Consider the following 13,079-nt stretch of genomic DNA (forward strand, 5'->3'; position numbering starts at 1 on the left):
TAGGTGCATATGAAAAAACAGAGTTATGCAATAAATTTTCTACTCATTTTAGGGTTAACTGCCTTTGGTTTGTGGTTTGCCTTAAAAGATCATTATCGAGAAGTACTAGGAATGTTAGCCAATCTTAGTATTGTTGCTATCATCGTAATTTTTATGTATGGTCTCTCGTATAATTTTATTATTGGGTGGATATATAAAATCATCGGAAAAACCTACAAACACAGCTATCGATATAAAGATGGACTTGCTGTGGCTTTTGTTGGGGCGTTTTTTAGCGGAATTACACCAAGTGCATCGGGTGGACAGTTTGCACAAGCTTACATCTTGAAACAACAAGGTCTAAAGATGAGTAGTGGATTAAGTTTGTTGTGGATTGATTTTATTATTTATCAAAGTGTGATGGTTGCCTATACAACGGTATTAATGGTATTACGCTTTACGTATTATTTTACTGAGCAATCATCTTTTTTTATTTTGGTACTGATTGGATATTTGATCAATAGTGCAGTCATTGTTTTTCTTTATACGATGGCAAAATTTCCTAAAGCGTATACACGTCTAAGTGGATTTGTGGTTCGTTTACTAGGTAAATTACACATCGTAAAACATCCAGAAGAAACACTTGCAAAGTGGAATGTTTCCTTAAATCAATTCACGAAAGAAATTCAAGAAATTAAACATAAGAAAAAAATGGTAATTAAGTGCGTTGCATTAAATGTATTACGTTTAACACTGCTATATGCACTTCCATTATTTATTGCATATCTAATGAAATTAGATGTAAACATAGGCATGTTATTTGATGTCATCACGATGAGTGCATTTGTAATGATTGCCAATGCTTTTTTACCAGTGCCAGGGGCAAGTGGTGGAACAGAAGCAGCATTTATTTTAATTTTCTCTACATTATTTAGTGGAGTTGAAGCAAATAGTATTATGATCTTATGGCGATTTGCGACATATCATTTAATTATGTTAGTTGGTGGTATGTGTTTCATTATTTTAAAACGCAAATACGATAAGCAAAAAGTAAGTGTAATCACGAAGGAGGATTATCATGAAAATAGCGATCTTTACTGATACATATACTCCGGATATCAATGGAGTTGTAAGTAGTGTTGTTACACTAAAAAAAGGATTGGAAGATTTAGGACATGAAGTGTATATCATCACTAGTCATAAGGGATTTAGTTCCGATACAAGTGAAGATCATGTATATCGTTTACCTGGATTAGAAATCAAAAAACTATATGGATATAAACTTGGAACTCCATATAGTCGTGCCATTCGTGATGAAATCGCAGGATTGAACTTAGATGTCATTCACGTCCAACAAGAATTTACGGTTAGTGTATTTGGTCGAATTGTGGCACATCAACTACAAATTCCTGTGGTGTATACATACCACACGATGTATGAGGACTATACACACTACGTAAACCGTTTTAATTTAAAAAGTCTAGATGATGTAACCAAACGTTTATTATCAGGTGTCATCCGCTATTTGGGCGATTCTGTAGGGGCTGTAATTGCACCGAGTATGAAAACAGAAGAGGCACTTCGTCGTTATGGGGTAAGTCGTCCAATTCATATTATTCCTACAGGCCTTGATCTTGAAGCATTCAAAAGAGAAAATGTGGATATGCAAGCGGTGCAACAATTAAAAGAAACATATAAACTTGATGCAAACACAAAACTGATTTCGTATATTGGTCGTGTCGCACAAGAAAAAGATATTGATATCATCGTTGATGGATTTCAATACGTAAGTGATCCAAATGTAAAAATGATGGTTGTTGGTGGTGGACCAAGTCTTGATGATTTAATCAAACAAGCAAAAAAACTAGGTATTGAAGATCGTATTATTTTCACAGATAAACAACCAAGTGAAATGATGCCAACATACTATGCCTTAGCAGATGCATTTGTCTCACCTTCACTTAGTGAAACACAAGGAATGACTTTTATTGAAGCACTTGCTGCAGGACTGCCAGTATTTGCTAGACACGATGAAGTACTTGATGAACTTGTTTATGAAAATAAAACTGGTTTCTATTTTGAAGATGGTAAAGAGTTCGCTAAAAAAGTTGATGATTTCTTTAGTTTGGCAGTAGAAAAGCGTGTAGCATTTAAGGAAGCATGTCAAAAAGTTGTAGAAAAATATGATGTGGAACAATTCGCAAAGCATGTAGAATCTGTATACAAAGAAGTGATTCGTGATTATGAAGATAGTTACAGTATTGAAAATGTTAGAACAAGTGATGATTGTATGCGACTACGCTTAATCAATGAAAAAAGCCAGGATGAAGTGAACTTACTTGTATCACTTGATGATTATGTAACGTTCCAACTACGTAAAGATGGATTCATTGAGTATTCATTATTCTTGATGTTGAAAAAGAAAGAAAAATACTTACTTGCATATCGTGCTTGTTTACGTAAGATTCGGGTTAAAGATCGTACGCGTAAAGAAATGTATGACTTCTTGGTCAATGAAGAAGATCCTTTAGGTATTGATCAAATCAATCGCTTAGTAGAAACTTTAGAATCTAAAGGATATATTAACGATGAAGTGTATACATTAATGTACGTAGAGCGTTATGGAAGTAGTTTGAGTAAGAAGAAATTGATTCGTCAACTTCGTGCTAAAGGAATTCCTTATGAAATGATCGAGCAACATTTGCAAATGATTACCGAAGATGATGAACTTGCAAAAGCAAAAGTACTTGCACGTAAGTATCAAGATAGTATCCGTAACCGTTCTTTAAAAGAGAAAAAGGATATGATCAAAAACAAGTTAATCAAAAATGGATTTACGTTTACACAAGCAAATGAAGTTGTTGAAGAACTTGATTTTGATGAAGATGCTTTAAAGGAAAATGTTGCATTGAGTAATGCGTATGATAAAGCACATCGTACATATGCAAGAAAATATAGTGATAAAGAACTCGTAAATCGAATCATTCAGTATTTACTTAGAAAAGGATTCAATTACGATGATATACTTAGAGAATTAGAAAAGAGGGAATTGCATGGTTCTGAATAACAAACAAATTAAAGACTTACGTAGTGGAGATCGCGTTGAAATTAAACTGATGATTTTCCAAGTAAGTAAAGGAGTGACAAATAAAGGAGCACCTTATTTATCATTTCAACTACAAGATAGTACAGGAGACATGGATGCAAAGTACTGGAATGTAAGTGAACCAGAATTAGATAAATATAAAGCAGGGATGATCTGTAAATTTAAAGCAGATATCTTATTACACAACAATCAACTGCAAATTCGTATTGCGGCAATTGAAGTGTTGGATCAAAATACTGAAGATATCAGTAACTATGTTCGTTCATCAACATTTAGTAAGCAAGAATTGAAATATAAAGTACAAACGTATATCGATTCATTGAAAAATCCAGTATACCGTAAGGTTGTAAAAGGATTACTTGATGAATGTGAAGATGATTTCTATGTATATCCAGCAGCAAGTAAAAATCACCATAACTTTGTGGGAGGACTTGCAACACATGTACTTGGAATGTTGGAACTAGGAAAATATATGTGTTCACAATATCCTTTATTAGATGAAGATTTATTAATTAGTGGAATCTTAATGCATGATATTGGAAAGATTGTTGAATTAAGTGGACCGGTAATTATTGAATATACAACCGAAGGGAAATTGCTTGGACATATCTCAATTATGCAAGCAAAGATTTATGAAATTGCGCGTCGTCTTGAGTTAGACCAAACAGAGGAAGTGACGTTATTACGTCATATGGTATTAAGTCATCATGGTGCTTATGAATTTGGTTCTCCTGTATTACCAATGATTCCAGAAGCGGAAATCTTAAATATGGTAGATAACATTGATGCGAAGATGAATACCATGGAAAAAGCACTAGATCGTGTCGAACCAGGAACTTTCACTCCAAGAATCTTTGCGATGGAAAACCGTCAATTATACAAAGCAAAAAATAAATAATGAAAAATAAGTGAAGATGCATGACGCATCTTTTCTTTATGTTATAATGTTTTCATGAAAATTGTAGTCGCTATGGATTCCTTTAAAGGATGTATGAGTTCAAATCAAGCTAATGAAACCGTAAAGCATGCTATCCAAGCAATATCAAAACACCATGAAGTTAATTGCTTCACGATGGGTGATGGTGGTGAAGGTAGTGTGGATGCTTTTGTTAGTGCGTGTAATGGAGTGTATGTACAAGTCCAAGCGCGTGATGCATACTTTCAAAATATCGATGCGAGTTATGGTTTAATTGATCAAGGTAATACTGCAGTTATTGAAGTAGCAAGTGTCATCGGTTTAAATATGCGTGAACGTAGTGAAAGAAAACCTCTATATACAACAAGTTATGGTGTTGGACAACTCATGCTTGATGCGAAAGGTCGAGGCGTAAAGAAAATTATTCTTGCCCTTGGTGGAAGTTCAACCAATGATGGTGGTATGGGAATGTTAACGGCTTTAGGTGCAAAGTTTTACAATGATAAACGCGAGTACTTAAAAAGTAGTGCAAAATCATTAGGACAAGTTGCACGCATTGATTTGCGTAAGTTTGATGCACTTGAAGGAATTGAAGTTATTGCAGCCTGTGATGTAAAAAATACATTGGTTGGTGAACATGGAGCAACGTATACTTTTGGAAAACAAAAAGGCTTATTTCCAAACCAGATCAAAAAGATTGATCGAGATATGACAAGCTATGCAAATGTTTGGCATAAACTTGGCTATGATATTTCAAGTTTTGAAGGAAGTGGAGCAGCTGGTGGTATTGGTGGTGCACTTGCACTAGTTCATGCCCATTTTGAAAGCGGATTTCAACTATTACGAACGTATACAACTATCGACAAACAAATACAAGAAGCAGATCTTGTGATTACTGGTGAAGGCCAAAGTGATTATCAAACGATGTTTGGAAAAGTACCAGCAGGCGTTGTAGGTGTTGCTAATGACTACAATAAACCGTGCATCTGTGTCAGTGGAGCACTTGGTAAAGATTATGAAACATTATATGAACTTGGATTCATTGGTATTTATAGCACATCAGATCGTGCAATGAGTTTTGCAAGTGCACTTGCGCAAGCAAAAGAAAAGTTGTATTCTTGTGTTTATAGTATTATAAAAACCATAGATTATTGGGAGGCTAGAAAATGAAAAAATTAATCGCAATTCTTACTTGTACATTCCTTGTATTGAGTGGATGTTCATCAAGTAAAGATTATGAACGTGATACATCTCAAGGGAAACTTGAAGAAATTACTTTTGAACAGTTTAAAAATCATTCATTTGCTGAAGGCGATGCAATGGTGGTATTATCTCAAACAACATGTTCACACTGTAAAATCTATAAAGAAGATACAATTATTCCTTATTTATTGGAACACAATGTAACCGTATATGAGTTAAACTTCACAAATGAAGAAGATCCAAAAGGTGCTTGGGTTGAAGTGCAAGAAATGTTAGATGGTAAGTTTACTGGGACACCAGCAACGCTTATTGTGAACGGTGATGAATTAAAAGAAACGGTAACTGGTGAAGTTACACTTGATGATTTTGATGATCTAGTTGTGGAATATCAACTGGATAAAAAGAAATAAATGAAAAAGTTTTCAAAAAGGATGAAAAAAATGTCAAAAATGTAACTATTGACATTTTTTTATGTTAGAATGTACGTATATTGTAAAAAAAGGAAGAGCAAACGTATGATGAAAGAATTTGAAAATAGCGCTTTGTTTTGGCAAAAGTTAGATACAATTTATTTGTCAAGCAAACTTGTTGTACACCGTGCTAAAGACAGTGCACATCCAAAATACAGAAATCTAATTTACCCTGTAAATTATGGAATATTGGAAGATACTGGAGGCGATGGACTTCGCGAAATTCGTGTTTTTAAAGGAAGTATGTCAAAAGGAATTCAAGGAATTATAGTTGGAGCTGACATTCTTAAACGCGATTGTGAAGCAAAATTAGTCGTTGGTTGTACAGAAGAAGAAATCGAAGCGATCTTAATGATGTTAAATCAAACAGAACACCAAAAGACAGTTCTATTAAGACGTGGAAATGAAGTGCCAGAGTGGGCAAGTAACTCGTAGTTACAAGCCCTTTTTCTTTTGCTTGCTATGGTATAATGAATGTATGAGAAATTTTATCAAAAAAAGTAGAAATGTATTGCTTGAATTTACGAGCTTCGAAGGAAGCCTTTTTCGTTATTCTCTTGCATTTAGTCTACTGTTAGCATTACTTCCAATTCTAATTGTTTTGGTAATGTTATTTAACCAAGGTGTGTTAGATATTCAAGTCTTATTGAATTTCCTATACAGTTTTATCCCTGAAACGTTTATTGAAGGATTTGTTGATTACATCATGGATCAAAACTATCCAAATATTAGTTCATTTATTGTTTCGCTTGTTGCTGCTTTACATCTAGCAAGTCGCAGTGTTTACTCATTTATGTTAATCACTGCAGAGAAAGAAGAAATCAATCTACCTAAATTTATCATTCGTATCAAAGCATATATTGTCTTTTTAGGACTAATTGCAATTGTTGTTGGTGTGAGCTTTTTATCAGGAATCATAGGTTTTAGTAGTGGTTGGGTATCTTTTATGCTAATGGTGTTGTTGTTTTATATTTTGTATCGCGTATTAACTTTTGTAAAACATCCCATTCTATTTGGATTAGAAGGTGCGATTACAACATCGATTGTGTTATTATTACTCAGTCGCTTATTTCAAACCATTATTGAATACTTTACTTCATACCAAAGTATTTATGGACCAATGGCAACTTTAATTATCAGTGTGATGGCGATTTATGTGCTATCAAGTGTGATCTATTTAGGGTATTGCATTAATTTGGTCTTTGGTGAGAGTTATGAAACGCAAGAATATAAACATCCAAAATTATATGAGAGATTATTAAAAATTGAAGCACAAGTAAAATCAAAGATAAAAGGAATCGCAAAACGATGAAAACAACAATTAAGAAAATCGGTATTAACGGAGAAGGAATTGCCTTTGAAAAAAAGAAACCTATCTTTATTCCGTATACACTGCCTGAAGAAGTTATTGAATATCAAATCACAGAAAGAAAACCAAACTATAGCTTTGGAGAAGTAAAAAAAGTACTGTATCCAAGTCCTTTTCGCGTACAACCAGAGTGTCGCAGTTTTAAAGAATGTGGAGCATGTACATTTATGCAAGTTGCATATCCTACACAATTGGAATACAAGAAAAAACTGCTACAGGAAACCTTAATGAAATATGCGAAGATTGATCCAAGTTTAGTTGATGATGTAATTGCTTCAACTAGTCCACTGCATTATCGAAATGCACTCAAACTTCCATTCGCAATGAAAAATGATAAATTGGTTATTGGAATGTATGGATCAAACTCCAATCGTTTTGTGAGAATTGATCATTGTATCATTCACCAAAAACGACTGGATGTGATTAAACGCGAGATTGTAAAAATACTAAATGCACATCACTATAAAGCATATGAAAATGCAAATAAAGATGGATTGCGTTATTTAGTTATGCGTATATTGGAAAGCAAAGTACAAGTAACGATCGTCGGTGGAAAAAATGATATTTCCAAGGATTGTATTGATCAAATTATGAATATTGAAGAAGTGGTTTCTTTATATTTTAGTGAAAATCGCACAAAGAAAACAACAAATATATTTGGTAAAGAAATGATTCATTTAGGTGGTGTGAAATTCTTAAACTTCCATTTTAAAGATATCTATGCAACCTTATCACCACGTAGTTTCTTTCAGTTAAACACTGCACAAGCAAGTCGTTTATATGATGTTGTTGTAAATGCAGTTGCAGATAATCAAGAATGCATTGTTGAGGCGTATTGCGGTGTAGGAATGATGTCACTTTTACTAGCAAATAAAGCAAAAAAAGTAATTGGAATCGAAAGCATTCCAGAAGCGATTCAAAATGCGAAACGTAATGCACAAAGAAATGATATTAAAAATACAAAATTCATGGTTGGAGATGCAGGTACAGAATTGGTTAAATTATCTGCTAAACAACCAATTGATACACTCGTAGTAGATCCTCCACGTAGTGGGTTAGATGATGTGATGTTAGATTGTATTATGAAAAGTGATATTCAAAATATTGTCTATGTATCATGTAATCCTGCAACACTTGCAAAAAACCTTGCAATATTACAAGAAACGTATGCTATAACAAAAATCACACCAGTTGATATGTTTAGTCAAACTGCGCATATTGAGACGGTTGTTCTTTTGTCCCACAAAGATATCGAGGAACACGTTAAACTCTCTTATGAGCCAGAAGATAAGCCATCTACACATTTTAGAGATGCAACCTATGAAGAAATCAAATCGTGGGTATTGGAGCATTATGGATTGAAAGTCAGTTCATTATATATCGGTCAAGTGAAAGATGAATGTGGATTGGCAAAAAGAGAAAATTATAATAAGTCAAAAAAGAAAGATGCAAAAGTTCCTTTGTGTCCAGAAAATAAAAAAGAGGCAATCAAAGCAGCACTAGAACATTTTGAAATGATAAATGACTGGAAGAAGATGTCTGAATAGATTTGACGCTGTAAAATGCGTTTTAGGGAATGTAAAAAGCCGTAGGTGAGTAAATCCTCATCTACGGCTTTTTGTGTTCTTAAATGGCTTGTATAGTCGTTTCCGATTAGTTAACTTTAATGCCTTTGGTGTCGGGTGTATCCATTCTAAATCCAGAGTGACCCTCTTCAACTTTTCTAACAAGACAATTGTCAAACCTAGAACTATCCATCATAACCATACCAGAGTATGTTGAATCGAAAACAACTTGATTAGATAAGTAAATGGTGTGGATGCTACCCGAAAGACAAGTAAGAAATATGGTGAGTATTTCACCTATGAATTGCTGGATACAATCAATGCACCAGAGGGCTGTAAATTACCAAATCGTAAATTGTTAGGTCGTTCTTATAAACTGGGTACAGCGTATGGATTGGATGCTTTGCGAGATGTAATAAAAGCAAAAGCACCAAAAGAACAGCCGAAGCCTACAAAAGTTGAGCCTGTGAAAAATGGAGTAGAGATTGAACCTAAACAAGAGGAATCCAAGATAGAATTTCACGATTGGTGTAAGTCAAACGGTGAAACATATTTTGATGAAGCTGATGAGATGGACTGGGAGAAATACGAAGCCCTTAGAGAGCGCTGTAATGCGTTTTTAAGCGGTGAAAATGAATCGGCAGAAATGACCAATGAGGCGTTAGAAACGCCTTATGAGGCTCCTACGCTTGTAGAATTGCCTGATACAGATAGCAATTCAACAGTGAATACTGAGGAAATAAAACGCAAGCAGGAAGTTAAAAGACAGGCTGTCTTGCGTGAGAAGCAAAACGCTGAGAAAAAGCTCAAAGGTAGAGCGGTAAGCGCTTCATTGCAAGATATTGTAGATTTAATTGATGGTGATGAGGATTGCAGAGAATATGAGTAGGATTACTCTAGCCTTTTCTGTTTTTTTATCATATAATTGAATAAATTTGATTTATAAGATTGAGATAAGGAGATAGCAGAAATGAGTAATATTTATGAACAACTTTTGTATACAACCCTAAGAATTGAATGCATGGATGAAGAAAGTAATTTGTTATCAATCGGAACAGGATTTCTGCTACAAAGACCAGTGGGAACTGACAAATATAAATTGTACTTAGTCTCTAATAAGCATGTCTTATTTGGTACTGATTCCATAGCAATTGCTTTTACTAAGATGAAAGGTAATGAGGCTGATTTGGGAAACATATTACGATTACCAATAAAAAACTTAAAAGAAAATGTTGTACCTCATCCCAACCCTGATGTTGACATAGCAGTATTAGAGTGTACAGGACTTTTTGTAATTATGCCAGAACAACTTTACTTTAAAGCCGTTTCTTACGATATGCTCGCAACTTTTGATGAACCAGAGCTATCGGTTGCAGAAAATGTATACTTTGTGGGATATCCAGATAACAGGTACGATATAAAAAACAATCTTCCGCTAATTCGAACAGGATTGATTGCGAGTCATCCAAAGATTAATTACAATGGAAATGAAATCTTCATAATCGATGCTCAAGTATTTCCTGGTTCAAGCGGAAGTCCAGTTTATATTGATTTAACATACGAAAACATAAGAAACGGTCAGATTGTTTTAGGAAAAAATGATATAAAATTGTTGGGAATTGTATCATCTACAATGATACGCAACAACAAACTGAAATCTATAAACACAGGAACCCAATTGTTGACAGAAGAAGTTTTAGGATTGGGAATAGTTTATAAGGCAACAGCAATTAAAGAACTAATTGATAGTATGCCAACGAATAACTAACTAATAAACAGAGGTAAAGTACCTAATTATTAGTTCTATAAAAGACCAGTTTGTAGAACTGGTAAAAATTTAAAATTCCTCTGCATTATGCGGAGGAATTTTAAATTATCTCCTGATTTATCAGGCTTTATATTGAATATTTCAGTATCTTCTGTTCTAATTGTGGGACAAACCACGTGAACAGAAAAAGGTGAAATAAATGAAAAGAAAGCATACATATATACTCGTGTTAGTACTAATATGCAGGTTGATGGATATTCGTTAGAGGCTCAAAAAAAGAGATGTGAAGCTCAGGCAGAGTTTAATGATATTGATGTAATAAGATATTTCTCAGATGAGGGGCAGTCTGGAAAATCCATTGAGGGACGTGAAGAGTTTAAACGGATGATTGAGTACATTGAAGCAGGTGAAAAAGTTGATTACATCATTGTATTTAAACTTAGTCGTTTTGGTAGAAATACAAGAGATATTCTTGAAGTTTTTGAAAAGATACAGGACTATGGCGTGGATTTAATTTGTGTGGAAGATAATATTGACACATCAAAGATGGGGAAATTTATCATGACTCTTCTCGGGGCAATTTCGGAAATGGAAAGAAATAACATTGTCGTACAAACTATGGCTGGTAGAAAAATGAAGGCATCAAAAGGACTCTGGAACGGCGGTCAACCGCCATATGGTTACTCGCTTGTTCAGATGAAAGATGAAAAAGGAAAGATGTTAAAAATCAATGAAGAAGCAGCTGAACATGTCCGCATGATATATGACCTTTTTCTGAATCAAAACAAGGGGCTGGCGAGCACTGCTAAATATATGAATGACAGAGGGTATCGAAGAAAGCCATACAAGAATAACAAGTATGAATTGTTTACTGATAGCTTTGTCAAACAAGTTTTAGATAATCCAGTTTATATGGGCAAGATAGCATATGAGCGTAGAAAGACAGAGAAAATAAAAGGACAACGAGATAAATATCATACTGTAAAGCAAGAAGAATATAGCCTATATGACGGCTTACATGAGGCGATAATATCAGAAGAGATGTGGAATTCGGTACATGAGAAAAGGCAAAAGACAGGTGTTGCCTTTGAAAAGAAGTACAGCCTAGACCATGCACACCTTTTATCAACAATACTGAAATGTCCAGCCTGTGGAGCATCTATGTACGGTAATGTGACAAGGTGTAAGAAGAAAGATGGAACAGGATATTATAAAGACGAGTTTCGCTATGTTTGCAAACATAGAAAGTCTGTAGATGGACAACTATGTACGTTCAGTAAACAGCCAGCTCAAGATAGGGTTGATATGGAAGTCTTTGATGCGTTGATAGATGCTTTCAACAACGATAACTTTATAGAAGAAATGAAAGATAAGATGAATACAAAAGTCGACACTGACAAGCAAGAGCAGGAAATGAAAGGTTTACAGGATACCCAAAGGCAAAGAATTAGAGAAATTGAAATGATTAGCAAGCGTAGGGATGCACTTCATCACGAAGACCCGATGTATGATATGAAATATGATGAACTTCTTGTTGTGAAAGAGGAAATCAAGAAATTGGATGCAAAGATCCGAAAGGAAATAAAATCAACAGCATCTTATGCGGACGCTGTCAAAGAAATCTCAAACATCATTTTACATTGGCGAAAAATCACAGACCAAGAGAAAACAGATTTTTCAAAAGTACATTGATAGAGTTGAAATGTTTGAGGACTTTGATAAGACAGGGCGTATTGTAAAACGCATAGACTTCAAAATACCAGTTTTTTTCAAACATCGAATCCGTATGAATCAGACCTTGTAGAGGTTGACGCAGAGGATGGTAAAAGAAGATTTACAACCAAGAAAACCTATGAAAAAGGTGATTCAATGGTGTGGGACAAAAACGGACACGATGAGAGTGTGGTGTTGATGACAAGGATTGAGAAATAAGAGGAAGAATACAGATAAACAGTCTTTGATTACTTTTGGAGGGTTGGAACTTAATGGTTATAGCTTCGATGTAATTAAATTAATCTATTCTTTTTACAAAAATCAGTTCACGAATAGATTATCGATAAAACCTATTTCAAATGAAAAAGGAATGACCACGTAATCGGTTCAACAGAATTTTCTAGGCATCCAATTCTGTAGCTTGGTATATGTTGAAAATGCTGTTGTAATGTCGAAGGAAGGAAAATAATGTTAGAAATTATTATAAATAGAGATAGTGTGTGTTTAGCTGATGATATGAGTAATCATACGTTAATCTGTCGAATGAATGATGATGCAACTTATATAGATTTGTTTGCGAAAATAAAAGAACTAAATTATTTTCCAAATGTCTCAGGTAATAACATTGTTTGGGTACTACAGTCTAAAGCATATAATTGCATATTTTCATATTTTTCTTTTACTGATAAATTTTCTCTAGGTTTGTCGGAAGAGAATCTTATTAGTTTGTGCAAAAAATATAATCACCTTCATTTCAAATTCTTTTCATCTCCTAGTAAGTGGAAAGCATATATTATGCAAATGTATAATGATAATACATATCAAATATGGAAAGATGGATGGGTGGAAGAAATAGAGTATTGTGATTATTTAGAAGGATTATAATACAAAGTCACTATTTGCTATATCAAAGGGACCGATTAATTTCAGTCTTTTTTTGATTTATAATCGCAAAATACTATAAGAACAGCGGAATGTAGAATTTTTTAC

12 protein-coding genes are annotated in these 13,079 nt (G+C 34.1%); all 12 read left to right on the forward strand.

Features of this window, described 5'->3' with window-relative positions; translation table 11 throughout:
* The first annotated feature begins 9 nt into the window (after positions 1-9).
* The 12 genes from EDD63_RS00925 (at position 10) to EDD63_RS00980 (ending at position 12,974) form a co-directional block, all read left to right on the forward strand.
* Positions 10-1,080 (forward strand): lysylphosphatidylglycerol synthase transmembrane domain-containing protein, encoded by a 1,071-nt coding sequence (locus tag EDD63_RS00925; RefSeq protein WP_134167540.1) that lies wholly within the window; start codon positions 10-12, stop codon positions 1,078-1,080.
* Positions 1,058-3,046 (forward strand): glycosyltransferase, encoded by a 1,989-nt coding sequence (locus EDD63_RS00930; protein WP_134167542.1) that lies wholly within the window; start codon positions 1,058-1,060, stop codon positions 3,044-3,046. The genes EDD63_RS00925 and EDD63_RS00930 overlap by 23 nt, the downstream gene beginning before the upstream one ends.
* Complete coding sequence (locus tag EDD63_RS00935; protein ID WP_134167544.1) at positions 3,033-3,983, forward strand: 3'-5' exoribonuclease YhaM family protein; 951 nt, start codon at positions 3,033-3,035, stop codon at positions 3,981-3,983. The genes EDD63_RS00930 and EDD63_RS00935 overlap by 14 nt, the downstream gene beginning before the upstream one ends.
* A 54-nt stretch (positions 3,984-4,037) precedes the next feature.
* Positions 4,038-5,171, forward strand: a complete 1,134-nt coding sequence (locus EDD63_RS00940) for a glycerate kinase family protein (RefSeq protein WP_134167546.1) — start codon at positions 4,038-4,040, stop codon at positions 5,169-5,171.
* Positions 5,168-5,614: a thioredoxin domain-containing protein gene (locus EDD63_RS00945; protein WP_134167548.1), complete on the forward strand. Its 447-nt coding sequence runs from the start codon at positions 5,168-5,170 to the stop codon at positions 5,612-5,614. Before EDD63_RS00940 ends, EDD63_RS00945 begins: the two co-directional genes overlap by 4 nt.
* 105 nt (positions 5,615-5,719) lie before the next feature.
* Entirely contained in the window at positions 5,720-6,109 is a 390-nt protein-coding gene (locus EDD63_RS00950) for an Inorganic pyrophosphatase (protein ID WP_424945036.1), read from the forward strand.
* A gap of 43 nt (positions 6,110-6,152) precedes the next feature.
* Positions 6,153-6,986 (forward strand): YihY/virulence factor BrkB family protein, encoded by an 834-nt coding sequence (locus EDD63_RS00955; protein WP_166667496.1) that lies wholly within the window; start codon positions 6,153-6,155, stop codon positions 6,984-6,986.
* Positions 6,983-8,590 carry a 23S rRNA (uracil(1939)-C(5))-methyltransferase RlmD gene (gene rlmD / locus EDD63_RS00960; RefSeq protein ID WP_134167552.1) on the forward strand — a complete coding sequence of 536 codons (1,608 nt, stop codon included), beginning with the start codon at positions 6,983-6,985 and terminating at the stop codon, positions 8,588-8,590. The genes EDD63_RS00955 and rlmD overlap by 4 nt, the downstream gene beginning before the upstream one ends.
* A gap of 268 nt (positions 8,591-8,858) precedes the next feature.
* On the forward strand, positions 8,859-9,497 hold the full coding sequence (locus EDD63_RS00965) for a hypothetical protein (protein WP_134167555.1): 639 nt from the start codon (positions 8,859-8,861) through the stop codon (positions 9,495-9,497).
* A gap of 81 nt (positions 9,498-9,578) precedes the next feature.
* Positions 9,579-10,376: a S1 family peptidase gene (locus tag EDD63_RS00970; RefSeq protein ID WP_134167557.1), complete on the forward strand. Its 798-nt coding sequence runs from the start codon at positions 9,579-9,581 to the stop codon at positions 10,374-10,376.
* Between the two features lie 216 nt (positions 10,377-10,592).
* Positions 10,593-12,068: a recombinase family protein gene (locus EDD63_RS00975; protein WP_279586073.1), complete on the forward strand. Its 1,476-nt coding sequence runs from the start codon at positions 10,593-10,595 to the stop codon at positions 12,066-12,068.
* A 489-nt stretch (positions 12,069-12,557) separates the two neighbouring features.
* Positions 12,558-12,974: a hypothetical protein gene (locus EDD63_RS00980; protein ID WP_134167561.1), complete on the forward strand. Its 417-nt coding sequence runs from the start codon at positions 12,558-12,560 to the stop codon at positions 12,972-12,974.
* Positions 12,975-13,079: the final 105 nt, after the last annotated feature.

This window comes from Breznakia blatticola (assembly GCF_004365815.1).
GTDB lineage: Bacteria > Bacillota_I > Bacilli_A > Erysipelotrichales > Erysipelotrichaceae > Breznakia > Breznakia blatticola.